This is a genomic window from Longitalea luteola (assembly GCF_017356035.1).
GTDB lineage: Bacteria > Bacteroidota > Bacteroidia > Chitinophagales > Chitinophagaceae > Niastella > Niastella luteola.
Genome location: NZ_JAFIQX010000003.1, coordinates 429065 through 455039, shown reverse-complemented (window position 1 = coordinate 455039; position 25975 = coordinate 429065). Strand labels below are relative to the sequence as shown.

Sequence of the window (25975 nt, the reverse complement as noted above, 5' to 3'; positions counted from 1 at the left end):
TGTGCAAATGTGCAATGAAATACAATTTAAAAGTGATTATTTCCTCATTATCGATTCAATATCCTCAGTGGTAATCGGGATTTTCGCCATCAGGTCTTTGTTGCCGGTACGGGTGATCCACACATTATTTTCAATGCGGATGCCCATTTGCTCTTCCTCTATATAAATACCCGGCTCAATAGTGAATACCATACCTGGTTTTATTGGTTCCGTACGTGTGCCCAGGTCATGCACATCAATACCCAGGTGATGCGAAATGCCATGGTATAAATATTTCCGGTAAGCCCGGTTTTCCTTGTCTTCATTCCTGATATCACTGGGCGATAACAAACCCAGCTTTACAAACACTTTAGTGGCTTCCACCCCTACTTTATCAGTATAATCCATAATACTGATGCCGGGTTTCAGAATACTTTTCGCATATTCATGCAGGCGTAAGCAACCGGTATACACTTCCCGCTGCCGTTTGCTGAACTTTCCATTTACCGGTACTGTACGCGTAAGGTCGGCACAATAACCACCATATTCAGCGCCAAAATCCATCAGCACAAGCTCACCGTCTTTACATTCCTGGTTGTTGGAAACATAATGCAGGATGCGCGCCCGGTCGCCACTGGCAATGATGCTGCTGTATGCCGGCCCTGTGGCCCGCTGCGACAGGAACGAATGCCAGATCTCCGCCTCGATCTCATACTCCATAACACCCGGCCTGATGAATTTCAGCAGTCGTTCAAACGTCTTATGCGTAATATCTATTGCGCGTTGCATAACAGCAACTTCCTGGGGCGATTTGATCGCCCGCAGCTCTTTCATAATACGGGCACTGCGCCTGTACTGATGCAAAGGATAGCGCTTGCGCATGGCTTCCGCATACCGGTAATCGCGTACCGGCACAACACTGGCCTTGCGGTCATTTTCATTTGTATTCAGGTAAATCGTATCGGCCATATGGATCCAGCCCTGTAAAACAGCGTCAAGGCTATCGAGCCAGATCACCGTTTGCATACCCGAGATCTTTCTGGCTTCCTCCGCACGCAATCTCTTCCCATCCCATTTTTCTTTTAATTCATTGGGTCGAACCAATACCAGCACTTCCCGATACTTCGGATCGGGATTACCGGGGAACAGAATGACCATGGTATCTTCCTGATCAATGCCACACAGCCAGTACAGGTCGCTGTTCTGCTTGAAGCGGTGCAGGGCATCGCCATTGGTAGGCAGTTCATCGTTGCTGTTGAAGATGGCAATGGAATTCTTTTCCATCCGGGCCACAAAATTCTTGCGGTTCTGGACAAAGATGGCAGGATCGAGCGGCAGGTATTTCATGTAGTAATAGTTTCATTGAATGAACCGTAAAAATAGAGTAAAAGGGGCAAGCGGCAAGCAAGGCAAAACGCCGAACGCTAAACGCATAATGCAGAAAATCAGTCTGATCAACATGGTCGTACAGAAATAAAGCAGTCACCGCCCGCCGGTGGCAACCGGCATTAGAGCCCTTTTACGCAATGGAGCTTAAACCGGCACTTTAACGATTAGGCCGTTGTACCTGGCTGGCGGCGCCCTTCGGGGCACTTCTTTACCCGCAAAAAAGCACTAAACATCGATCAATATTTCAATAAAAACAGGTTTCGCACCCATTCACCAAAACCCCGGGACCGATCAATGCAATTTTACACTAACACATGTTAGCTAAATAATTTACAACAAATTATCTATCGCATTAGATTATATTCAAAAATGCGCGAAATGCCGCCATTGGAATGGATAAATTTTAATTATACCTTTGAATCCTCAACAAACGAACGCTTGTATGTCATTATCTACTATTGCCATCCCAACGAGAGGATTAGAGGAGCTGGGGCTTCACTCAACCAACACATTGCATTATCAGCTAAGTGCAGATGAGTTAGTACAGGACACATTACGGTTAAACCAGGGTGAACTGAACAACACCGGCGCCCTTGTCGTAAAAACAGGTGAATTTACCGGCCGTAGTCCCAAAGACAAGTTCATTGTAAAAGACGAGATCACTGAAAACTCCGTACACTGGAATGAATTTAACATTCCGCTGGAAGAAAAATATTTTCATAGCATTCGCAAAAAGATCATCGATCACCTGAACGCTCAACCTGAACTATGGGTGCGCGACGGCTATGCCTGTGCGGAACCCAGGTACCGCCTGAACATTCGCGTCATTAACGACAATCCCTGGAGCAACCTTTTTGCTTATAATATGTTCCTTCGCCCCGAAGAAGAGGAACTGGACCATTTCACCCCCGAATGGCATATCCTGGCAGCGCCCGGCTTAAAGCTGGATGCAAAAGAAAACGGCGTACGCCAGCATAATGCATCGGTGATCAGTTTTAAACATCGCACTATTCTTATTGCCGGCAGCGGTTATACCGGCGAGATCAAAAAAGGTATTTTTTCTATCCTTAATTACATTTTACCCCACGATAAAGGTGTATTAAGCATGCACTGCTCAGCCAATATGGGCAGCGATGGCGATACAGCGCTTTTCTTTGGTTTAAGTGGAACCGGCAAAACCACCCTGAGCGCCGACCCCAACCGTAAACTTATTGGAGATGATGAACATGGCTGGAACGATCACGGCGTGTTCAACTTTGAAGGTGGTTGTTATGCCAAATGTATTGACCTGAGCCAGGAAAAAGAACCGGCCATCTTTGCGGCCATCCGCGGCGGCGCGCTGGTAGAGAACACCACTTTTTACAATGGCACCAACGAAATTGATTTCACCAATAAAAGCATTACCGAGAATACCCGCGTTTCGTACCCGTTGCATTATATCTGCAATGCGGTAGAACCAGCCACTGGCGGTATTCCTGAAAATATTTTCTTTTTAACCTGCGATGCCTATGGCGTGCTGCCCCCGGTATCAAGACTAACACCGGCCCAGGCCATGTACCAGTTCATATCGGGTTATACCGCCAAGGTAGCAGGAACCGAAGCCGGCGTTACAGAGCCGAAATCTACTTTCAGCGCCTGCTTTGGTGCTCCCTTTTTACCCCTTCACCCCGGCTTTTATGCAAGTATGCTGGGCGAGAAACTGAAAAAGCACAACGCCAAAGTATGGTTGATCAATACCGGTTGGACGGGCGGTTCATACGGTACCGGCAGCCGGATGAAATTACCGTACACCCGCGCCATGATCAGCGCCGCGCTGGAAGGCGCCCTTGACCAGGTTCAATATGAAACCCATCCTGTATTTGGTATGGAGGTCCCTACCAGTTGTCCCGGCGTACCTTCGGCTATACTTAACCCGCGTGATACCTGGGCCGACAAAGCCGCTTACGATAAAGCAGCCGAAAACCTGGCTAAACAGTTCATTACCAACTTTGAGAAATATGCGTCGGGCGTTACGCCGGAAGTGCTGGCAGCAGCGCCAAAAATATAGTCAGCCTGTTTTGATCTAATTTCAATTTTTTTAATGAAATTAGAACGCTTTTTAACTAAAGCATTTCGGTCTCAACGATTACTTTGCCATAGAAAGGGTTGTCTCATAAAATGGGACAACCCTTTACATTTACCATTCGGCTATTTTCATCAATTTTAGGGAATTGTTTCCGCGGATTTGATTTAAGTTGCCATTGTATTTACAGGTCTTTTCCCATTCCTTCAGCCACATAAACCAGGCGGGAAACCAATTATGAGCAAAGCTGTAATTTCATTATTACTTTTGTGGGTTACCGTTATACAACAACCGAATAACCTGATTCCCTGGAGCGCTTCCAGAAAGCTTACCTGGAGCGATTTTAAAGGTGAACCCGATCCGCATTCCTCCAACGCTGCGCTTACCAGCAGTAATATCAATATTGAATTTGGCTATGACGAAAAAGGCTTTACCTATTCCATCAAATGCAGTTTTGATAAGAACCGGTCATGGGTGCGCATAAAGAACAATGACGTACTTGTTCATGAACAGGGCCATTTTGATATTGCAGAAATCTATGCGCGCAAGCTGAATAAACTCATGAGATCTTACCGCTTCAATATAAAAACGGCCAGCCAGGACATTAACCAGCTGTATGAAAATGCCATGAAGCAGCACCGGCAAACCCAGTTGTTATACGACCAGGAAACCGACTACTCGCGGAATAAACCAAAGCAGGAGGAATGGCTGAAAAAGATCACCAGTGATCTTACAATCCTGGAGCCATTTGCCAACTACCAGCAGGCACAATAAAATTGAACAGGCAGCAAATGCTAGAACAGACCGTATAACTGGGAATCAATCTTGCGGATGATCTCACCGAGGTGTTCGTCGTTTTCGGGGAACTTGTTCTTGTCTATATCCACCACCAACAGGGGACCTTCTTTGTATCCGTCGATCCATTTATTGTAGAAGTCGTTGAGGCGTTTCAGGTAATCGAGCCGGATATTCTCTTCGTATTCGCGGCCGCGTTTTTGAATTTGTGCAACCAGCGTAGGCACCGATGCTTTCAGGTATATAAGCAGATCGGGTGGTTGCACCATTGTTTTTAAGGTTTCGAAGAACATGAAATAGTTATCGAAATCACGTTTGCTCATCAGCCCCATTTCATGCAGGTTGGGAGCGAAGATATAAGCATCTTCATAAATGGTTCTGTCCTGCACCACTGTTTCGGTACCACGAAAAATATCATTGAGCTGCCGAAGCCGGCTGTTCAGGAAGTAGATCTGCAGGTTAAAACTCCACCTGGGCATATCCTCATAAAAATCGAATAAATAGGGGTTGTGGTCTACATCTTCGAACTGGGGTATCCAGCGATAATGTTTGCTGAGCAGTTCAGTGAGCGTAGTTTTGCCCGCGCCGATATTACCCGCTACAGCAATATGCTTCGGTTTCTTAGTTTTTGCCATTATTTAGAGTTCTATCCCGTTTTATTCCGGCCATGCCGGGGCTATCAAAAATTTAAGATATTAATTCTTTCCGGTTTTAAACTGCCTGAACGCTGTTTTTTAATAATAATTCAACCCTATGGCCTCACGCACCACTTTCAGGGTAGCCTGAGCGCTGATCCGTGCCTTTTCGGCACCCTGGATCATTACTTTCTTCAGGTATTCGGTGTCCTGTTGAATGGCGGCCGCCTTTTCGCGGATGGGCGCTATAAACTGTACCATGTCTTCGGCCAGTTGTTTTTTCATATCACCATACCTGATGGTACATGCGTTGTAATCTTCTTCAAACTTCTGCAGCACATCCGGCGCGCTTACCAGCTTCATCAGTAAAAACAGGTTCTCAATGTAATCGGGCTTGGGTGAGTTGGGCTCTTTGGGACCACTATCGGTAGTGGCTTTCATTACTTTTTTGCGTATGAGGTCGTCGGGATCGCTGAGGTATAAAGTAGCATACTGGTTTTCGCTTTTGCTCATTTTACCGCTGCCGTCGAGGCTGGGCACTTTTACCAGTTCACTGCCATAATTAAAGGCCACCGGTTGGGGGAACACTTCACCATAACGATGGTGAAAGCGATCTACAATATTCCGGGCCATTTCCAGGTGCTGCTCCTGGTCCTTCCCAACAGGTACCAGCCTGGCCCGGTGTAAAAGAATGTCCGCAGCCTGTAAGACGGGGTAGGTCAACAAGCCGGCATTAACGTTCTGCGGGTGCTGGCGAACCTTGTCTTTAAAGGTGGGCGTTTTTTCCAGCTCCCCTACCATTGACAACATGGTCAGGTACAGGTACAGCTCGGAGGTTTCATAAACATGGCTCTGGCAGTACAGGGCGCATTTATCAGGGTTTAAACCACTGGCGAGGTGTTCGGCCAATACCCGGTGAATATTATTTTTTAACTCTTTTGTATCGGGGTGGGTAGTAAGTGAATGCAGGTCGGCCAGCATAAAAAAGCAGGGATACTCATCCTGCATCCGCACAAAATTGCGCAAAGCGCCAAAATAGTTGCCGAGGTGCAAAAACCCGGTGGGGCGTATACCGCCCATGACGACCTGCCTGTCTGCAGGCAGGGTATCTTTCTTAACACTCTCCATAAGGAGCGCGAAGATAAGAAATACCCCGTTGCCAGTTACCAGTTTGCAGCTGGCAGTTTTGGTTGAAAGTTTATAGTTAATAATTTACAGATGCAAGGTCAATGGTGAGCGGTGAGGCCTGCTGCCTTTCCTTTCGCCTTTCACCTTCCGCCTTAAGCCTTTAGCTTTTAGCCTTTAGCCCCACTCACCGGTCACAACTCACCACTCACACCTTGCAGGCCCTCTATTGCAAATAATCAGTTATTTTTGTTTGTATGGAAGTAAATGACGCATTGGTTCAGAACCTGGCCAACCTGGCCCGCCTGCAGTTCAACGATCAGGAAAAAGAAATAATCAAGAATGACCTGCAACGAATGATTCAATTTGTCGACAAACTGAATGAATTGAATACCGAGGGAGTAGAACCGCTGTTACATATGACAGACGCTATCAATGTGTTGCGTGAAGATGAAGTAAAAGGCTCCATTTCCCGGGAAGAAGCGCTTAAGAATGCACCCGATTCAGACGGTACATTTTTCAAAGTGCCCAAGGTTATCAAAAAACAGGACTAGATAACGGTACCGACCCGGACAATAATCTGTTCCGGCGGCCACCCCGTATCGACCGGCTTAAACTTTTTCTATGAATTCAATCATTCATCTCGAGGGTATTCGCAAGAGCTACCACATGGGTAAACAGGAATTGCAGGTACTCAAAGGCATCGACCTGGATATCTATAAGAACGAATATGTAGCGCTCATGGGGCCTTCCGGTTCCGGCAAAAGTACCCTGATGAATATACTGGGCTGCCTTGATTCCCCTTCTGCCGGCAAGTATATCTTGAACGGGCAGGACGTAAGCAAAATGCCTGATGACAACCTGGCCGACGTACGTAACAAAGAAATTGGTTTTGTATTCCAGCAATTCAACCTGCTGCCCCGCCTCACTGCGCTGGAGAATGTAGCGTTGCCGCTGGTATACGCCGGTATTTCGCGCAAGATGCGTAACGAGATGGCGATGGAAGTGATCAAAAAAGTAGGGTTGGAAGAAAGAAGCCACCATAAACCCAATGAGCTGTCGGGCGGTCAATGTCAACGGGTGGCCATTGCAAGAGCCCTGGTGAATAATCCATCCATCATTCTGGCCGATGAGCCCACCGGTAACCTGGATACAAAAACTTCCAAAGAGATCATGGAGATCTTCAGTCAGATCCAGGCAGCCGGCAATACGGTGGTGCTGGTAACCCATGAAGAAGATATAGCGCATTATGCCAAACGGATCGTGCGGTTGCGCGACGGCCTCATCGAAAGCGACAAATTAAGAGAAGAGCTGGTCATTGCCTAAAAGTTTACAGTTCATAGTTTATAGTTCACAGTTCACAGTTTATAGTTCAGCCTGCCAAGCAACGGTTTCAGATTCTAAGGTTCCAGGGCACTAAATGCAGGATTCAAAGCATACGGCGTTTTGGAATTAATTTTGAAGCTTTGAAGTTGAGCAACCCATTCACCATTCACCATTGACCATTCACCATTGACCATTCACCATCATGGCACAAAAGATATACACCAAAACCGGAGATAAAGGTTCTACCTCATTGATCGGCGGAACAAAAGTTCCCAAATCGCATTTGCGCATAGAAGCGTATGGAACCGTTGATGAATTAAGCTCCTGGGTAGGCCTGTGCCGCGACCTGCTCACCGATGAAGCCGGCAGGTCTATTTTACAGGAAGTACAGGACCGTTTGTTTACCATGAACGCATCGCTTGCCTGCGACCCGGTGAAAGAACCTAAAATGCGCATACCCGACCTGCGTGATGAAGATATTACCCTGCTGGAAAAGGAAATGGACCGTATGAATGAGGTCATTCCGCCCATGAAAAGTTTTATTTTACCCGGTGGTCATCCGGTGCTTTCCCAATTACACATAGCCCGCTGCGTTTGCCGCCGTGCCGAACGCTGCTGCGTTCGCCTCGACCAGGAAAGCCTGGAAGTGGATGGCGTTATCCTCAAATACCTCAACCGACTGAGCGATTATTTGTTTGTGCTGGCCCGTTATACCGGTCATCAATTGAATGTAGAAGAAATTCCGTGGAAAGCGAGGATCTAATGTGATGATTAGATAATGTGATAATGTGATAATGGATACCTCAACCTTGCGGGCGGCCTATTGAACACCAACCTAAAGACCTTCAACACCAATACTTTCCTAACTCACGGCATGCATTAGACTTGATCTTGATCAGTTGGTTGAAAAACGGGTGGATTCATTATCACATCATCGAATTATCACATTATCACATTAAACGATCTTCCCGTCTTTCATATGCAGTATCCGGTCGCTCATTTGGGCCAGTTCTTCATTATGCGTGACTATTAAAAAGGTTTGGTTGAATTGCTGCCGCAGGGTAAAGAACAGCTGGTGCAGTTCCCGGGCATTGGCCGAATCGAGATTGCCTGTTGGTTCATCGGCAAAAATAATGGCCGGCTTATTGATCAGGGCGCGGGCTACGGCTACCCGTTGCTGCTCGCCACCCGATAATGCATTTGGTTTATTATCGATACGATCTCCCAGGCCCAACATTTGTAACAGCGATAACGCATTTTCCTCTACTTCCTTCTTGCGGCGACCCGCCATCCATCCTGGAATACACACATTTTCCAGCGCAGTGAATTCGGGCAACAGGTGATGGAATTGAAATACAAATCCCACACGCTGGTTACGAAAAGCGGCCATTTGCTTCTCGTTCAGGAAATCGATGCGTTGGGTTCCTACCCGTACCTCTCCTTTATCAGGCTTATCGAGTGTGCCAAGGATGTGCAACAACGTACTTTTTCCAGAACCTGATGGGCCTACAATAGAGGCAATTTCACCCTGCTTTATTTCCAGGTCAACCCCTTTCAAAACCCATAACTGACCATAATATTTTTGAATATTTGTCGCTGTTAACATGTGTGGTGAATTACTAATATAGCCGTCAAGATACTACAAACCATTGGCTTCCCGTTCATAGTACCCGTTTGGGGAAACTTTTTAAGAAAACCTTCCATTATCTTTCAAAGATAGATTTGGTTTTTTCGTTAGGAAGGTTACTTTTGCGAAAAATTGAGGGGTAAATGGGGACAGGAACTACCGTAATTTCTCCGACCCTGAATTCAGTAACTGTTCGTGGATTTAAAACTTTAAACAGGCTAATCACATGTTTTGGACATTAGAACTTGCATCCTATCTCGAAGATGCACCGTGGCCTGCCACCAAAGATGAGCTTATTGACTACGCCATCCGTAGCGGTGCACCCATTGAAGTGGTAGAAAATCTTCAGGAACTGGAAGATGAAGGAGAGATTTATGAAGGTATAGAAGATATCTGGCCGGATTACCCAAGCCAGGATGATTTCTTCTTTAATGAAGATGAGTATTAAGCCCATGGCTAAAAAATAGTGCAAACCGGCCGCAGTTAAAGCGGGCGGTTTTTTTATCTGAGACCGGAAACCAAAGGCCTAAGGCGGCGGTGTGAGCTGGCCTGAATATCTGAGACCGGATACAAGAAAATAACAAAGGGTGAACAGCTTGTTCAGCTATTCACCCTTCCAGTTTCTATCGAGTAAAATTATTTCACTGTATTGTCTGATTTCCGACCTCCGATTTCTGACCTCAGACTTCTGATTTCCGAATTCGGACTTTCGACTACAGACCTCCGACCACTACTTCTCCATCTGCTCAATGACCGCCTGCGTTACCCCGGTAAAGGAGAAACCACCATCATGGAACAGGTTCTGCATGGTAACCATCCTGGTAAGGTCACTGAATAAGGTAACGCAATAATCAGCGCACTGATCGGCTGTGGCATTGCCCAGCGGACTCATTTTTTCAGCATAGGAAATAAAGCCATCGAAACCTTTTACCCCGCTACCTGCAGTGGTTTTGGTAGGTGACTGCGATACGGTATTTATGCGCACTTTCTTTTTAACACCGTAGTGATAACCAAAATTACGCGATACACCTTCCAGCAACGCTTTCGCATCTGCCATTTCGTTATAATCGGGGAATACGCGCTGTGCAGCAATATAGGTTAGGGCAACTACACTGCCCCAATCGTTGATAGCATCCAGATCCCATGCGGTACGCAGCACACGGTGCAGCGACATAGCCGATATATCAAGGGTCTTTTGATTAAATCCATAATCGATCTCGGTATAATGCTTGTTCTTGCGCACATTAAGGCTCATCCCAATAGAATGCAGAATGAAATCTATCTTGCCGCCAAAATGTTTTATGGCGCCGTCGAATAAATTCTTAAGATCATCCATGTTGGTAACATCGGCGCCAATTACCGGAGCCTTTACCGCTTCCGCCAGTTTATTGATCTCGCCCATCCGCAAAGCCACCGGCGCATTGGTCAAGACCAGCTGCGCGCCTTCTTCATGGCAACGCAATGCGGTTCTCCAGGCTATTGATTTTTCGTCCAAAGCGCCAAATATGATCCCTTTCTTTCCTTTAAGCAGGTTATATGCCATAGAATTTTGTTTTTTAATTAGAAACGGCAAAATAACATCATTTCCATTTCCCTTCCTTCATCATGTCCTCAATTATCTTTATTGCCAGGTACCGGCCAAATTTTTCACCTTCCGTACCCGCCTTCGTCATGATGGGCCCTAATTCAACCGCGATCTTTTTACCAAGGGGTGTTTCATAGAATTTAAGCGCCTCGCGAATTTCTTCCAGTGTAAACTTCTGACGGTATAATTTGATGATCACATTCTCGGTAAAACCACTAACTGTTCCGTTATCGAACTTCTGCAATATCCGCTCAAAGAACTCATCGGGCAGACCGGAATTACTTTTTCGTTGCGTTTCAATAAAATTTCTGCCCACCATATTAGCATTACCTAAAGCGTTTGATACCAACAGCAGTTTCTTGATCTCTTTCGTAAGATCATCATTGGGTGCAGCTACCGTATCAATATCAGGCAACGGAGGAAGCGCAGGGCTGGGCGCTGAACCGGTCCTGGTTTCTTCCAACTTTTCTATTTCCGGTGGTTTCTCGTCTTCATTGGGATTTGCGCCTATCTTAATTACTTCATCCTCTTCTTTTGCAACGGGCTTAGCCGGTCTTTTTGCACCGGCAGCCGGTTTGGTCCTGGGCGTGGGTTTGCTTTGGGCAATACTGCTCACTGTGACCGTAAGCAGGAACATCATACAAATAAGGCGGGCAAGGGATTTTTTCATATAAATGGATTTATTTTAGAAGGCTCAAGGCAGAAGGCTCAGGGCACTGATTTCCATTATCAAATTATCAAATTATTACAACTTGTCCCGCTTTGCGGGATTATCACATCAATTCATCACCATCTCCCGCGCATTCTCCAGTGCAGCAGCCGTGGGCTTTTCGCCGCTGAGCATTTTGGCGATGGCCGTAATCCGTTCGTCCTGCGACAATAACCTGATATTTGTTTTAATAGCACTGCCTTTGCTTTCTTTATGAACGTAATAATGAGCATCGGCCTTGCCGGCGATCTGCGGTTGATGGGTTATGCTGAACACCTGCCGTTTGCGGGCCAGGTCTTTCATGATCACACCCACCTGCCGGGCCGCCTCACCCGAAATACCGGTATCAATTTCATCAAAGATCAGCGTGGGCAGGTCGAGCGACTGGGCCACCAGCGATTTAATACATAACATCAACCGGCTTAGCTCACCCCCGGAAGCCACTTTGCGAATGGGTTCGAAGCGATTGCTTTTATTGGCATCAAATAAGAATTCAATATCGTCGGCACCCGTTGCTTGTAGGTTAGCCAATTGTTTAACATCTACCTGCAAACGGGCATTGGGCATACCCACCTGCGCCAGCAGCTTGTTCACTTTATCCTGCAATGGCTTTACCTGTTTAACCCGGTTAGCCGTTAGTTTGGCGGCCAGTTCGGTTGCCTTCTGCAATAACTGCTGCACGGCTGTTTCACGCGCCTGGATAGCTTCATCTATATTCAGCACTGCCTGTAATTTTTGCTCCAGGTTATCTTTTATAGCCAGCAGCTCCTGTGTGGTATGAACACCATGTTTCTTCAGCAGTTTATACCCGGTAGAAATGCGGTCGTTCAATTGTTCTATTTTTTGAGGATCGTACTGCACCTGGTCGTTTATGCGCTCTACTTCATCGGCAATATCCTGCAGCTCTATCTGCGCCGATAATAACCGTTGCAATAATGCCGGCAGTGCAGTATGGTGATCGGTAAAAGCGCTCAATTGATTACATAAGGATTTCAACTGTTGCACCATGGGCGACTCGCCTTCGCCCAATTCATAGGCCACTTTACTCAATGCCGTTTTAATGCCTTCTGTATTGCTGAGCAGCCGCAGACTGGCATCTGCTTCTTCCAGCTCATTTTCTTTGAGCGCCGCCTCATGCAGTTCATCAAATAAAAATTTATTGTAATCGTATTCCTTCGTGAACTGATCTTTTTGTTGCTGTAAAGCGGCCAGCTCGTGTTGCGCCTGTTGCCACTGGTTATACGCCCCCTGGTATTGCTGTAATACATCGGCATGACCGGCCAGGGCATCGAGCACCTGCCGCTGGAAATCGCTTTCACCGAGCTCCAGCGTATCGAACTGGCGATGCAGATCAACCAGCATGGAACTTAACTGACGCAATTGTTCCAGATTCACCGGCGTATCGTTTACAAATGCCCGGGATTTACCATTGCTGCCAATTTCCCGGCGAATGACCAGTTCCTCTTCTACATCGAGGTCCTGTTCGCGTAAAAACACCTTCACCGCTTTCTTTTCCCCAATTTCAAAAACGCCTTCTACATAACATTTCTTATCGCGGCTTTGCAATACCGAGGTATCTACCCGGTCGCCCAGGATCAATGACAAAGCGCCCATTAGGATCGATTTACCGGCGCCGGTTTCTCCCGTAATGATATTCAGTTTTTGCGAGAATTCGATCTCTATCTCGTCAATAATAGCGTAGTTCTGTATGAAAAGTTTTCTAAGCACGTTTCAATTTTGAGCGTAACAAATATAATTGCCCCCGGCCATTAATTATAATGCGATTTTCCCCACATGCCACTCCCCGTCCCTATTTTCACTCATTTTTACACCTTGCAACGCCAGCCTTCGCCCTTTGATCGAGGCTGTTCTTGAAGTCATGGTCTTTCATGCTCATGCACCGCTCGAACCAGCTGATGGCGTTTTGCTTTTCGCCCCGCTTTTCATAAATAAAACCGATCTGCAAGGCAGCCCGGGCCGCAAAATGCTCTTTACGTTGTTCACCAAGCGTGATGGCCTGTTTATAAAAACTAATGGCCAAACTGTCATTCGCCACATCATCGTACAGCCGCCCGGCCCGGTATGCGAACTCCAGTTTGTCTTCGGGCAATGAAAAACTGCCGGTATTTTTTCCGTGTAACAAGGCTAGCGCCTGGCGGTAATAACCACCATCGTTCAATAAACGCGCCTGCAATAATAATTTGTTTGGCCAATGGTTGGATCCTGCTTCTTTTTGCGCCTGCTTATCCGCCTCCGTATCGGTACTTCCGCTGGTAAGGATCTTTTGCCGGTACGCTTTGGCTTTGGCATAGTCACCCTGCAAATAATAAAACCAGCTTAATTTCTGTAATACATCTTTTACATAGAACCGGCCTTTAAAAGTGGCTATAAACCGTTCGAGGTATAAAGCAGCGGCAGGATCCAGGTGCTGCACTTTGGCATAACCCATTTCCATATCCCAGACCGTTGACACCATGTATTCCGGACTGTTATTCCTGTTTAATAGGACCTTTTCCGCAAAGGCAGATTGCTGGCTATTGCGGCCCAGGTTAGCACCCAGATAGGCAAACAGGTGATTGTTCACCATATCGAGCTGTTTCTTTTCAATAAGATCAAAAACGCCCTCTTTATCATTCATAATATAAAACCGCAGGTAACAATAATAGAACAGCGCTTCATCCTGAAAAAGCGCCATCCATTCATCCCCGCTCTTCAGAAAACTATGCATGCGATCCATTCCTTTTTTTATACTGCCATTAATGCCCAGCAGATTGCTGAGCCATTTATAACCTTCGGGAATGGTGCCTGCAGCTACCTGCATGGCGCCCGCATATAATAAGTTCGGGGTAAATTCTGGAAACGCAGCCAGGTTCTTTTTTATTTGCAGGTACGAGCGGCGGAACTCCCAGCCGGCATCCCAGTTATTGCCGAATTTTATCCTCACAGCTGCCCATTGAAAGTGAATGACCGACCGGGTGAATAACAGGAAGGGAGAACTTTCGGGCCCCTCACCTAACAGCTCGAGCCGGGCCTCACGATTGGGCAACCGCTTTTTATACTCCTGCGGGTCTTCATTGAAGAAGAGGGTAAAGAAATCAATATAGTTTTCGAGAAAATAAGGAATGAGGTTATTGGGATGTTGTGCTTTTTCGGCATTCAGCAATTGCTGGCCATTACTCAATTTCAACTGGATAATTTCATGATAGGCCTGGCGGCACCGGTCGTTAAAATCAAATACTTTTTGCGCCCTGGCAGGCACAGACAGCAAAGCCAATAAAAAAACTGCCAACCAGGTTGGCCTCATCCGGTTCATGGATGCAATATAAGGCACAAGGTTCAAGGCGCAAGGCGCAAGGCTAAGGGCGGAAGGCAATGACGGGGTAGTTAAAACAAACAGCCTCCCGGGTTGAACCTGGGAGGCTGCTCAGTATGTTGATGATAGCTTATTTCACATCTACGCTGTCGAACAGATCGCGGTCAACCAGAATACGGCCGCAGTTTTCGCAAACGATGATCTTTTTACGTTGGCGGATCTCACTTTGACGTTGCGGAGGAATAGCGTTAAAGCAACCACCGCAGGCATCGCGCTCAACCGGTACAACACCCAGGCCATTCCGGTAGTTCTTACGGATGCGATCGTATGACAACAACAGGCGCTCTTCTACTTTCTCGCGGGCTTCAGAAGCCTGTTTATTGAAGTGTTTTTCTTCTTTTTCGGTAGTAGCGATGATCTTTTCCAGCTCTCCTTTTTTGGTGTTCAATACACCTTCCTTGGTAGCGATGTTCTTTTTGGCTTTATCCAGCACCACCACTTTCTCGGCTATTTCTTCATTGGCATCGCGAATGTGTTTTTCGGCCAGCTTTATCTCCAGCTGCTGCATTTCAATTTCTTTATTGATGGCCTCAAACTCGCGGCTGTTCTTTACATTCTCGCTTTGCTTTTCATATTTTTTGATCAGGGCTTCGGCTTCCTTGATCGCATTCTTCTTCTGATTTATAAACTCCTGTATGCCGTTGATCTCTTCTTCGATCCGAACCTGGCGGGCATGTAAACCCTGAATTTCGTCTTCCAGGTCGCTCACTTCCATCGGCAACTCCCCTTTCAGGATCTGTATCTCGTCGATCTTCGATTCAACCTTCTGCAATGCAACGAGTGAGCTTAATTTTTCTTCTACAGAGTAATCTTTAACGTTAGCCATAAAGAAATTTATAGTTTGTTGTTTTAACCCGCCCCTCGGTCCCTTGTGACGGGGTGAAGTTAGTCCCCGGCTTCATTTCCTATACCGTGCATCTTTTTTGCGTGTCGCCTTTGGCACATCGCACTCGTTCAGCGCCTTGTACTCTAATCAACAAAATAATGCACAGGATTGGTTTTTAAAGCCGTTTTAAGGACGGCAAAGGTAGGAAATTTTTCGTGCAAAATCCCAGCCAGTAAATCTATGGTAAATTGCTCACTTTCGAAATGGCCTATATCTGCAATTACCAGGCGGCCATTGGCATCGAAAAACTCGTGGTATTTCATATCGCCGGTGATATAGACATCAGCCCCTGCAGCTAAGGCTTTGGAAACCAGAAAACTACCCGCTCCGCCGCATAATGCTACTTTTTTCACCGGCCGGCCGCGCAGGGCGGTATGCCTGATGAGCGGCAGCCCGAAAGCCTGTTTCAACTGCTTCAAAAAAGCGGTTTCCGGCAGGGCATCCGGCAATTCGCCTATCAGCCCCGATCCTATGCCGGGATGCGTATTGGCCAGACTCACAATATCATAGGCCACCTCTTCATAGGGGTGGGCCGTCCGCAGTGCCCTTACCACGGCCGTTTGCAGGTATGAGGGGAAAATAACCTCGATCTTTTCTTCCTGTTCATAATGCCGTTCGCCCGGCTGGCCAACAAATGGATTGGTGCCTTCGCCGCCTTTAAATGTTCCGGTGCCTGAAACCCCAAAGCTGCATTCATTATAATTTCCAATATGTCCCGCCCCGGCTTCAAACAGGGCCGAACGTACCTGTTCCAACTGGGCAACCGGTACAAATGTGTACAGTTTCTTGAGGGTAGCTTCTTTAGGCGCCAGGATCTTGCGATAGACCAAACCCAGTTTATCGGCCATCATACCGTTCACTCCGGCAATTACGTTGTCGAGATTGGTATGAATAGCATAAATCGCTATATCATTTTTTATAGCTGTTATTATCGTCTTTTCTACATAGTTCCTGCCCGTTATCTTTTTCAAGCCGCCAAAAATGATGGGGTGATGCGCCACCACCAGGTTACAGCCGCGTTGAACCGCTTCAAAGATCACTTCTTCTGTTGCATCCAGCGTGCACAGGGCGCCGGTGCACGACCAGCCGGCATCCCCGGTGAGCAAGCCGGCATTATCATAACTTTCCTGTAAGGAAGGCGGCGCTATGGATTCGAGCAGGGCAATGATATCAGCAATTTTCATTTCAAAATGATTGTAGCCAAAGATACTTGATAGCAATGTCAATTAAGTTCCCGAAGCCGGGTAACCCATTGTTAATAAAACATTTTCCTGACAGCAAGGCATGTTAATTGCAAGGTATTTGTTACTTTAAATGAATTATTGACACCAAACTGTAACCTAACTATATGCGGGGAACATGGATAATTTTATTGATCATGGTCGTTGCCGGTGTCGGCATGTATTTTTGGTTCAATCGTAAACCCAAAGCGGCCAATCACGATACCATCGTCTTCAAGAACACCCCCGACTCCATTATTAAAAAACTGAAAGTGTATGTGGCCGACGATCCAAAAGAAGTAATGTATCTGGATAGTATATGGATGCAAGCTGATTCAACACCCCTGCGACAGGTGCTTAACGGCGTTGAGCAGGATACCATGAGCAAGCAATATTCAAATATTACCTTGTTCATTACATATGGCCAGCATTCGTTTTATGACCTGGAGCTGAAAAAGCCCGATCCCAAAATGGCGTACACGCTCAATTTCGAGATTGAACCCATGAGCGACAGCGATACGCTTATTATAGACGGACTCATTACGCCGCAGCAAGGCGACGCCATCCATTTTGCAAGTCCGATGATGGAATTGTACTCGAAGTTTGTAGTTACTTACAATCACAAATTACCGCAACCACCGCCCGATTCCACTGCTATCAGAGGGCATGATCCTAATAAGACGATTACCATCTTGAAGAACTGATACCTCACCCCAGGCCCATAAAGGGGGAGCAGGGCCGGTAACCGGTTGCCGGTTACTGGGCTATGGGCCCATCGCCTATTCACCATTGCCCATTTTCGCCATTGCCCATTGACCATTGACCATTGCCCATTCACCTTTCTGCGTTTCGCGTTTTGCGTTCAGCGTTCAACGTTTGGCGTTTAGCATAAAAAAGCCCCCGTTAAAAACGAGGGCTATAATTAGGTAGCTCAGCATTCCTGTTACTCAATGATCTTCTCCACCCTCGTCAGCTGACCATCTTCGTTCATCCCTTCCAGAATGATGCGCAAACGTTTCGACACATCATTGTTATAAAAGTTCAGGGTTATCTTATGATTATTCTTGTCCGTAAGAATGTAAGGGGCCCAGTATAAGGTAGTTCTGATATCGGGCAGATCGGCATTGGTGACTTCCTTACTGTAATCGGGTGAATAAAATTCTTTGGGCGTGGCATAACCCGTCAGGCGCGTTTTATCCAGTCCGGCCACAGTTGAATTGGAAGCGCTAACATCGCCTCCTTTCTTCGTGTAAATGGCAATGGCGCCACCGGCACCGCCGCCTACTGCACCAAAGAATGGCGGACGGAATGCTTTTACATAAGCGATATCTGCCACGGGAATGTTTTCTATGGCAGTTACATCCACCGGCATTTCATTCAGGAACAGGGAGGGCGTTGCTCCCCGCCATTGCAACCTCGAGCCGCCGGCGCCGGTAGTGATCTGTAAGCCGGCCACCCGGCCCTGCAGATAAGTAAATATGTTCATAGCGCCCATGGCCGACATATCCTCGGTAAGGTCAAAGGTGGTGGCATCACCGCCAGAGAACAATCCACTGGTATAGCGCTCATCCATTTGCTGCTGTTTGGTCTTTGTTTTTGCTTTTACCGTTACGGCTTCCAACACCTTCACTTTCTTCTCCAGTTCCGGCTTTAACCGCTCGGCTTCCGAAGCAAAGAATTTACCTCTGTTCAGCAGGCTTGTATCCAGCGGCATGGGAACACGCCAGGCCGTATCGGGTTTGATTGCCGACGGACTTTTCAGGGTTCCGTTATTGAAATTGACGATGGCCTTACTGGCAAGGTGTTTACTGTTGTTAAACGAGTAAAACACACTTACCGTATCAAAGAATACGAGTCCGTCCTGCTTGAACTTACCGCTTGAGTCCATCGACAAAAAGAACAACTGGCGGGAAGAATCCTTTGCCTGCAGGAACACGTTGATCTGGGTGTTTTTAGGCACCTGGCTTGGCAGTACGCCGGTTAAGGTAGCATTGAGTGATAAATAATTTTCACGGGGAAACCTGATCGTTGGCAATTTGCCTGCCGCCAGCTCATCCCATTTAAAACGGCGCCAGCCATTGGTAAGCATTACCAGGTCGAGGTGCGACCGCACCGTATCATCGTTGCCGGTAAAATAATAATAGGGATTATGAATATAACCGCGCAGGTCACCGCTCAATAACAAATGGGATACAATGTTATCGGCATCGGGATCGGCCTTGCTTAAAGCTGCATCGGTGATGGAAATGCTCAGGTTCGATTTTAAGGTATCAGGTACATCTATTACCAACGTATTCTTGCCGCGCTTTTCCGTGTTTTTGGCTACAGGCACTATCCGGGTGGTAAAGAAATAATCTTCCTTATTTACAAATGCGATGCGTTCGGCCATTGGTTTCCAGTTGGCATCGAACAAGGTCAATTGCAGCATCCCGGTGGGAATGCCATCGAGCGGAATGGAACCACTCACCATGAAATTCTGCTGCAAATTCAGTCTTGCCTTATATACAACCTGCGAGTTGAAATAACCCAGCAGGTACAGGGTCTTTAAATTATCGGGCGCATCCTGCGACCGTTTGATAATAAACGCCTCGCGGCTACCCGTAGGGGCACATTGCAGTACCACGCCCATGGGTTTTGCTTCAGGTAACGGTGTTTTATGGCTTTGCTTTTTTTCATCTACCCACTCCGCATAATAGGTTTTACCGGCCTGCGGTTCAATGGTAAAACGGCCCATGCCGTCGTGCACTGTTCCAAAGCTGGCTACGGCAGTTCCCGAAGCATCTTTTATAGTACCCTGTGCCGATACCGGCAATCCGTATGCATCAGTAATTTTTACGGCCACTACCGATTCAATGCCCGTTACCAGATCGCCACCTTCAGGAAAGAAACGCAAGTTAACAGCAGCCGGAACGCTGCCGGCGGCACTGGCTGATTGTTTGGAGGCAGTCTGCTTCACCGCGGCAGTACCGGTTGATCCGCCCTGCGCAGTTGCAGCCGATTTATTTAATATGCGTATTGTCTTGGTGAACAAAAAGCTGGTATCGAAATTCAGCATCCAGGTAGTATAAGCCCGGAAAACGATCGTAGGCGGTAAATTGGCCGGCAGATCAAAATGGCCCGCCGAAGTTCCTTCATAAATGGGCAATACCTTTTGCTGTAACACTTTGCCCGACTGATCGACAAGCTCTGCATAAAAATTCCTGCTCACCGGTGATGGCATTATACCGGCAAATAAATAGGATTTGAACCAAAGCGTTTCGCCGGTATTGTAAGCGGGTTTATCGAAGTGAACATATATTTTTTCCTGCGGATATCTTTCTCCATACAGGTTCACCATGGAATCGATCTGTTGTGCATAGCCGGCCCCTGCACCGGTTATAAGTAAAACCAAAGTAATCAGGGAACTATAAATTCGGTTGCAATTCATGGGGCAATTTAACTTTTAACAAATTAATGGCTTTCATAGCTTAAAATTGATAAAAAAATGTCTATGAATTGTTAAAGAAAACCAGATATTAACCTTTTTTAATTTGCCCGCGGATCACAGAGTAAAAAGAGAGGGTCTTCGCTGCAGCGAAGACCCTCTCTCAGATATATAGTAGGTTAGCGTGAAGACTATGAGCTACAGGTAACGCAGCCTTCTTCCATGGTGCATACCTGGCCGGTTATTATTTCGTCATTGCTCTCACCCGATTTAGGCACAACCGGTTCCATTTGACGGCTGCCCTGTTTTTCAACAGTGAACTGTACCGCCTGCGCTGCAGCCTGTGTGCGTAAATAATACATGCCTGTTTTTAAACCCACTTTCCAGGCGTAAAAATGCATGGAGGTAAGTTTGGCCACGGTTGGATTATCAACAAACAGGTTGAGCGATTGTGACTGGCAGATGAAGGCGCCGCGATCAGCCGCCATATCGATCAAATGACGTTGTTTGATTTCCCATACGGTTTTATACAGCGCTTTGATGTCGGCCGGGATCTCGTTGATATGCTGAATGGAACCATTCGCTGCAATGATCTTGTTCTTCATGGTATCATTCCACAGGCCCAGTTGTACCAGGTCTTTCAGCAGGTGTTTGTTTACAATGATAAACTCACCGCTCAATACCCGGCGTACATAGATGTTCGAAGTATATGGTTCAAAACATTCATTGTTACCCAGGATCTGCGAAGTGGAAGCAGTTGGCATGGGCGCCACCAGCAGTGAGTTGCGAACGCCATGTTTCATTACTTCAGCACGCAGGGAATTCCAGTCATGCCGGTTGGAAGGTTGTACATTCCAAAGATCGAACTGGAACTGTCCTTTCGATAAAGGCGAGCCGGCGAAGGTCTCATAAGGCCCCTGCTCTATCGCCATATCTTTACTGGCCGTCATGGCAGCAAAATAGATGGTCTCAAAAATGTTCTTGTTCAACACTTTTGCCAGTTCGCTTTCGAAAGGCAAACGCAGCAGGATGAATACATCGGCCAATCCCTGCACGCCTAAACCGATCGGGCGGTGACGCAGGTTACTGCGTTTGGCTTCGGGAACCGGATAGTAGTTATTATCGATAATGCGATTGAGGTTGCGCGTTACCTGGTAGGTTACTTCGTATAACTTATCGAAATCGAATTTACCTTCATTTACAAAGCGGGGCAATGCCAGTGAGGCCAGGTTACAAACAGCTACTTCATCGGCGCTGGTGTATTCCAGGATCTCCGTGCACAGGTTGCTGCTCTTGATGGTTCCCAGGTTCTGCTGATTGCTCTTGCGGTTGGCCGCATCTTTATACAGCATGTACGGCGTACCGGTCTCGATCTGTGCTTCCAGGATGGCAAACCACAGGTCCTGCGCTTTGATCACTTTCCGGGCGCGGCCTTCCTGCTCATAGCGTTGGTACAAAGCTTCAAACTCATCGCCAAACGTATCACCTAATCCCGGTGCTTCGTTGGGGCAGAACAGGCTCCAGTCGCCATTCTGCTCAACGCGTTTCATGAACAGGTCAGAGATCCATAAGGCATAGAACAGGTCACGGGCACGCAGTTCTTCCTTACCATGGTTCTTACGCAGGTCGAGGAAACCTTCAATATCAGCATGCCAGGGTTCCAGATAAACAGCAAATGCGCCTTTGCGTTTGCCACCGCCCTGGTCAACATACCGGGCTGTATCATTGAACACCCGCAGCATGGGAATGATGCCATTGCTGGTACCGTTCGTTCCACCGATATAACTACCGGTTGCGCGTACATTGTGAATTGACAATCCAATGCCACCGGCACTTTGCGAGATCTTGGCGGTTTGCTTCAATGTATCGTAAATGCCATCGATGCTGTCGTCTTTCATGGTGAGCAAAAAGCAGGACGACATTTGCGGCTTGGGCGTACCGGCATTGAACAGGGTTGGTGTAGCATGGGTGAACCAACGCTCACTCATTAAATTATAGGTCCTGATGGCGCTCTCAATATCTTCTTTATGAATGCCTATTGATACGCGCATGTACATGTGCTGCGGACGCTCAACTATCACACCATCCACACGCAGCAGGTATGATTTCTCCAGTGTTTTAAAGCCGAAGTAATCGAAGCCAAAATCGCGGTCGTAAATGATAGAGCTGTCCAGCAACTCTGCATTGGCTTCAATGATCTCCATTATATCATCGGCCAGCAAAGGCATTTTACGGCCTGTAGCTGAATCGGTATACTGATGCAGTTTGCGCATGGTGGCAGAGAAAGATTTCTCTGTGTTCTTATGCAGGTTACTTACCGCAATACGTGATGCCAGCAGGGCATAGTCAGGATGTTTGGTAGTTAATGAAGCGGCTGTTTCTGCAGCCAGGTTGTCCAGCTCGGTGGTGGTAACCCCATCATAAATACCCTCAATTACTTTTTTCGTTACTTCAATCACATCAACCAGCGGGCTCAGTCCATACGACAGCTTCTGGATGCGTGCGGTGATCTTATCGAACTTGACCGTTTCTTTTTTCCCGTTCCTTTTAATTACGTTCATGCTAATGGAGTTTATAGTACTATCTAATCGAATTCTGATTTCTGATTTCCTGATTTTAAGATTTAAAATCTCAAAATCTCGCAATCTGGAAACCAGCAATTTTTAAAAGTCTTCGTCCAATGAAAACTGTTGCGAATCTTTGCTGGCCATTACGCCGGCTTTACGGTAATCTCCCACCCGCTTTTCGAAGAAATTGGTCTTTCCCTGCAGCGAGATCATTTCCATAAAGTCGAACGGATTGGTAGCATTGAACATTTTGGGATAACCCAGTTCGCTCAGCCACCTGTCGGCCACAAATTCAATATACTGTTGCATTAACCGGGCGTTCATCCCAATAAGGTCAACCGGTAATGCTTCGGTGATAAACTCTTTTTCAATGCGTACTGCATCGCCAATGATATTATACACCTGTTCCTGCGACAATTTACCATTGAGCATGCTGTATAACAGGCAGGCGAACTCGCAATGCAGGCCTTCATCGCGGCTGATCAGTTCATTACTGAAGGTGAGCCCCGGCATCAATCCTCTTTTCTTTAACCAGAAGATGGAGCAGAAGCTGCCGCTGAAGAAAATGCCTTCTACCGCTGCAAAAGCTACTAAACGCTCGGCGAAGTTCCCTTGTTCGATCCAGCGCAATGCCCACTCGGCTTTTTTCTTTACCGCCGGCACTGTATCTATCGCGTGGAACAACCTGTCCTTTTCACCGGGATCCTTTACATATGTATCTATCAGCAATGCATACGTTTCGGAGTGAATATTTTCCATCATGATCTGAAAACCATAAAAGCAACGTGCTTCCGGCAGCTGCACTTCACTCATAAAGTTCACGGCCAGGTTCTCGTTCACGATACCATCACTGGCAGCGAAGAATGCGAGTACGTGTGAAATAAAATGACGCTCACCATCATTGAGGGCAGCCCAGTCTTTCAGATCACCACTGAGATCGATCTCTTCTGCAGTCCAGAAACTGGCCTCATGCTTTTTATACATTTCCCATATTGCAGGATATTTGATTGGAAGAATAACAAACCGGTCCTTGTTTTCCTGTAACAACACTTCATTTTCGTACTGCATGATAAATAGTTAGTAAGTTTAAAAATGCGGCACGACAGCAGATAGCGACCCCAGCGGGTCCTGACGGATCGTCGGGACTCCATTAACTTAGCGTGTAGCTGAAGCTTCAATCATTTGCCGGTACCTTATCGGGAAAGTTCCAAACATATTTGTACGGCAGGTCTCCTGGCTTGTTGATTTGCTGAGTACCTTCCCGCCAATGCGGCTTTCACCTTTCATTGGCAGTGGTTATTGTAGGATCAGCTGGTGACTGGATCGTTAGCGAAGAATGTGTACTTATATTTCCATTCACCCAACTTACAGTTGCCCGTCAGCCCGTGATTTTCACACGGTTCCCTTTTAAGCTGACTGATCTTGTATGATGTCATTCAGTCAGCACCGTTACAAATTATTAATAAGAACCTGTACGAAAGTAATATGCAGGCGATAGAATCAATAAAACAGTTTTTCACAGGTGTTAATAGATTTATGTTCAATGTTAAATGTATTTGAAAATCAATATACAATAGGCAATAAGCAATAGACAAAAGTTCGCGAATTATAGGAAAGCCCGAAAATTGGCAATCTTTGCCCATTGCCAATACATATTGTCAATTGTTTATTGTCTATTGCAATTGTTTTACCGATTTTCGCAACCTGAACCACTATTAAACTATCCGGGTATGACAAATACTGCTACCAGATCTTTATATGAAGAATATATAAAAGGAATGCAAACAATTGCCGACCTGCGGTATGCAGCAGCGGTATTGCAATGGGACCAGGAAACCTATCTTCCACCCAAAGGCGCCCCGATGCGCGGTCAGCAAATTGCCACCCTTTCAGAAATTGCCCATAAATATTTTACCGATGAAAAGCTCGGTGCACAGCTGCAGGAATTGCTGGCGGGCGACAATCTGACTGCAGAGCAAAGAAGAAATGTGGAACTTACCTGGCAGGATTATTCCAAACAAAAAAAATTCCCTTCGTCTTTTGTGCGCACAATGGCCGAAGCGGTAAATAAAAGTTTCCACAGCTGGATGGAAGCGCGCAAAGCAAATGATTTTTCTCTTTTTGCCAACGACCTCGGCCGGCTGGTTGAACTAAAGAAACAGGAAGCCGATATGCTGGGTTATGAACAGCACCCTTACAACGCATTACTCGATGATCACGATAAAGGCGCTACTGTTCAATTACTTGACGGTGTTTTTGCTTCCATTCAGCAACCGCTGAAAAACCTGCTGCAGAAAATTACTGCACAGCCGCCCGTTGATGACAGTTTCCTGCGTCAGCATTTCGACAAAGACAAACAGTGGCAGTTCGGCTTGCAGGTGGTAAGGGAATTGGGGTACGATATGGAAGCGGGACGGCAGGATCTTTCTGAACATCCTTTTACTACCAATTTCAACAGCCAGGATGTTCGCATTACGACGCGCATTGATGAAAATGACCTGAGCAATATGGTATGGAGCTGCATTCATGAGGCGGGTCATGCGCTGTACGAACAGGGTTTACCATTAGATGCATACGGTTTACCGCTGGGTGAACCTGCTTCTTATACCATACACGAATCGCAAAGCCGTTTGTGGGAAAATCACGTGGGCCGCAGCCGCCCTTTCTGTGAACGCTGGCTACCGGTTTTACAGGAATATTTTCCCCAACAGTTGGGTAAGATTTCTGTGGAACAATTCTACAAAGGCATTAATAAGGTACAACCTTCGCTGATCCGTACGGAAGCCGATGAGCTTACCTACCACTTTCACATTATGATCAGGTATGAGCTGGAAAAACTGCTCATCGAAGGGTCTATGAGCGTAAAAGAGATCCCGGGCTACTGGAACGACCAGTACCGGCAATGGATGGCAGTTGAGGTGCCCGGCGACAAAATGGGCTGCCTGCAGGATGTGCACTGGAGCCACGGAAGTTTTGGCTATTTCCCCACTTACAGTCTCGGCAGCTTTTACGCCGCTCAGTTCTACGCTTGTGCTAATCAGTCGATTACAGACCTGAATGAAAAAATTAAACAGGGCAATACAGCCCCCTTGCTGCAATGGTTACGTGATGCGGTTCATAAAAAAGGACGGCGCCTTACCAGCGAAGAATTGTGCAAAGATATATGCGGAGAAACCCTGAATATTGAATATTTTACAGCGTATTTACTTGACAAATACAAAGATATTTACAAATTTTAGATCCGTAACCTGACCTCCTCGGTATGAATCAACT

The 25975-nt window shown here is 46.7% G+C and carries 21 protein-coding genes and 1 riboswitch; of the genes, 8 read left to right on the top strand and 13 right to left on the bottom strand.

The window, feature by feature from the left end; all coding sequences use genetic code 11:
* Nucleotides 1-36: 36 nt before the first annotated feature.
* Nucleotides 37-1326, bottom strand: a complete 1290-nt coding sequence (locus JUB15_RS10385) for an aminopeptidase P N-terminal domain-containing protein (protein WP_207512397.1) — start codon at nucleotides 1324-1326, stop codon at nucleotides 37-39.
* Between the two features lie 484 nt (nucleotides 1327-1810).
* Here JUB15_RS10385 and pckA point away from each other — a divergent pair, with 484 nt between their 5' ends.
* Both pckA and JUB15_RS10375 read left to right on the top strand, forming a co-directional pair.
* A complete protein-coding gene (pckA, locus tag JUB15_RS10380) occupies nucleotides 1811-3415 on the top strand; it encodes a phosphoenolpyruvate carboxykinase (ATP) (RefSeq protein WP_207512396.1) in 1605 nt (534 codons plus the stop codon).
* Between the two features lie 252 nt (nucleotides 3416-3667).
* Nucleotides 3668-4204 carry a DUF922 domain-containing protein gene (locus JUB15_RS10375; protein WP_207512395.1) on the top strand — a complete coding sequence of 179 codons (537 nt, stop codon included), beginning with the start codon at nucleotides 3668-3670 and terminating at the stop codon, nucleotides 4202-4204.
* Nucleotides 4205-4224: 20 nt separating this feature from the next.
* Here the strand turns inward: JUB15_RS10375 and JUB15_RS10370 are convergent, their stop codons facing one another.
* Complete coding sequence (locus JUB15_RS10370; RefSeq protein WP_207512394.1) at nucleotides 4225-4860, bottom strand: deoxynucleoside kinase; 636 nt, start codon at nucleotides 4858-4860, stop codon at nucleotides 4225-4227.
* 99 nt (nucleotides 4861-4959) lie between these two features.
* Entirely contained in the window at nucleotides 4960-5988 is a 1029-nt protein-coding gene (gene trpS / locus JUB15_RS10365) for a tryptophan--tRNA ligase (RefSeq protein WP_242696296.1), read from the bottom strand.
* 254 nt (nucleotides 5989-6242) lie between these two features.
* Here trpS and gatC point away from each other — a divergent pair, with 254 nt between their 5' ends.
* From gatC to JUB15_RS10350, 3 genes are all read left to right on the top strand, one after another.
* Nucleotides 6243-6539, top strand: a complete 297-nt coding sequence (gene gatC, locus JUB15_RS10360; protein ID WP_205509247.1) for an Asp-tRNA(Asn)/Glu-tRNA(Gln) amidotransferase subunit GatC — start codon at nucleotides 6243-6245, stop codon at nucleotides 6537-6539.
* Between the two features lie 70 nt (nucleotides 6540-6609).
* Nucleotides 6610-7311, top strand: coding sequence for an ABC transporter ATP-binding protein (locus JUB15_RS10355; RefSeq protein WP_242696295.1), 702 nt, complete (start codon nucleotides 6610-6612; stop codon nucleotides 7309-7311).
* 202 nt (nucleotides 7312-7513) lie between these two features.
* The gene (locus tag JUB15_RS10350) at nucleotides 7514-8074 is read left to right on the top strand and encodes a cob(I)yrinic acid a,c-diamide adenosyltransferase (protein ID WP_207512393.1); all 561 of its coding nucleotides are present in this window, start codon (nucleotides 7514-7516) and stop codon (nucleotides 8072-8074) included.
* 192 nt (nucleotides 8075-8266) lie between these two features.
* Here JUB15_RS10350 and JUB15_RS10345 read toward each other — a convergent pair whose 3' ends face one another.
* Nucleotides 8267-8917 carry an ABC transporter ATP-binding protein gene (locus JUB15_RS10345; protein WP_207512392.1) on the bottom strand — a complete coding sequence of 217 codons (651 nt, stop codon included), beginning with the start codon at nucleotides 8915-8917 and terminating at the stop codon, nucleotides 8267-8269.
* A gap of 247 nt (nucleotides 8918-9164) precedes the next feature.
* Between JUB15_RS10345 and JUB15_RS10340 the strand changes: the two genes are divergently transcribed.
* On the top strand, nucleotides 9165-9386 hold the full coding sequence (locus JUB15_RS10340) for a DUF2795 domain-containing protein (RefSeq protein ID WP_014221625.1): 222 nt from the start codon (nucleotides 9165-9167) through the stop codon (nucleotides 9384-9386).
* A gap of 282 nt (nucleotides 9387-9668) precedes the next feature.
* On the opposite strand, the gene JUB15_RS10335 is transcribed toward JUB15_RS10340, so the two are convergent.
* The 6 genes from JUB15_RS10335 to JUB15_RS10310 form a co-directional block, all read right to left on the bottom strand.
* The gene (locus JUB15_RS10335; protein ID WP_207512391.1) at nucleotides 9669-10481 is read right to left on the bottom strand and encodes an enoyl-ACP reductase FabI; all 813 of its coding nucleotides are present in this window, start codon (nucleotides 10479-10481) and stop codon (nucleotides 9669-9671) included.
* 37 nt (nucleotides 10482-10518) lie between these two features.
* Nucleotides 10519-11193, bottom strand: coding sequence for a DUF2059 domain-containing protein (locus tag JUB15_RS10330; RefSeq protein WP_207512390.1), 675 nt, complete (start codon nucleotides 11191-11193; stop codon nucleotides 10519-10521).
* Nucleotides 11194-11301: 108 nt separating this feature from the next.
* On the bottom strand, nucleotides 11302-12960 hold the full coding sequence (gene recN, locus JUB15_RS10325; RefSeq protein WP_207512389.1) for a DNA repair protein RecN: 1659 nt from the start codon (nucleotides 12958-12960) through the stop codon (nucleotides 11302-11304).
* 88 nt (nucleotides 12961-13048) lie between these two features.
* Nucleotides 13049-14545: a tetratricopeptide repeat protein gene (locus tag JUB15_RS10320; protein ID WP_207512388.1), complete on the bottom strand. Its 1497-nt coding sequence runs from the start codon at nucleotides 14543-14545 to the stop codon at nucleotides 13049-13051.
* Between the two features lie 130 nt (nucleotides 14546-14675).
* Nucleotides 14676-15431, bottom strand: coding sequence for a zinc ribbon domain-containing protein (locus JUB15_RS10315; protein WP_207512387.1), 756 nt, complete (start codon nucleotides 15429-15431; stop codon nucleotides 14676-14678).
* 143 nt (nucleotides 15432-15574) lie between these two features.
* Nucleotides 15575-16675 carry a Nif3-like dinuclear metal center hexameric protein gene (locus tag JUB15_RS10310; RefSeq protein WP_207512386.1) on the bottom strand — a complete coding sequence of 367 codons (1101 nt, stop codon included), beginning with the start codon at nucleotides 16673-16675 and terminating at the stop codon, nucleotides 15575-15577.
* A 164-nt stretch (nucleotides 16676-16839) separates the two neighbouring features.
* Between JUB15_RS10310 and JUB15_RS10305 the strand changes: the two genes are divergently transcribed.
* Entirely contained in the window at nucleotides 16840-17415 is a 576-nt protein-coding gene (locus JUB15_RS10305; protein ID WP_207512385.1) for a hypothetical protein, read from the top strand.
* Nucleotides 17416-17654: 239 nt separating this feature from the next.
* On the opposite strand, the gene JUB15_RS10300 is transcribed toward JUB15_RS10305, so the two are convergent.
* The 3 genes from JUB15_RS10300 to JUB15_RS10290 form a co-directional block, all read right to left on the bottom strand.
* Nucleotides 17655-20138, bottom strand: coding sequence for a hypothetical protein (locus JUB15_RS10300; RefSeq protein WP_207512384.1), 2484 nt, complete (start codon nucleotides 20136-20138; stop codon nucleotides 17655-17657).
* 188 nt (nucleotides 20139-20326) lie between these two features.
* Nucleotides 20327-22696, bottom strand: coding sequence for a ribonucleoside-diphosphate reductase subunit alpha (locus JUB15_RS10295; protein ID WP_207512383.1), 2370 nt, complete (start codon nucleotides 22694-22696; stop codon nucleotides 20327-20329).
* Between the two features lie 102 nt (nucleotides 22697-22798).
* Complete coding sequence (locus JUB15_RS10290; protein WP_207512382.1) at nucleotides 22799-23770, bottom strand: ribonucleoside-diphosphate reductase small subunit; 972 nt, start codon at nucleotides 23768-23770, stop codon at nucleotides 22799-22801.
* Nucleotides 23771-23908: 138 nt separating this feature from the next.
* Nucleotides 23909-24169, bottom strand: a riboswitch (cobalamin riboswitch).
* Between the two features lie 263 nt (nucleotides 24170-24432).
* On the opposite strand from JUB15_RS10290, the gene JUB15_RS10285 reads away from it, so the two are divergent.
* Nucleotides 24433-25941 (top strand): carboxypeptidase M32, encoded by a 1509-nt coding sequence (locus JUB15_RS10285; protein WP_207512381.1) that lies wholly within the window; start codon nucleotides 24433-24435, stop codon nucleotides 25939-25941.
* Nucleotides 25942-25975: the final 34 nt, after the last annotated feature.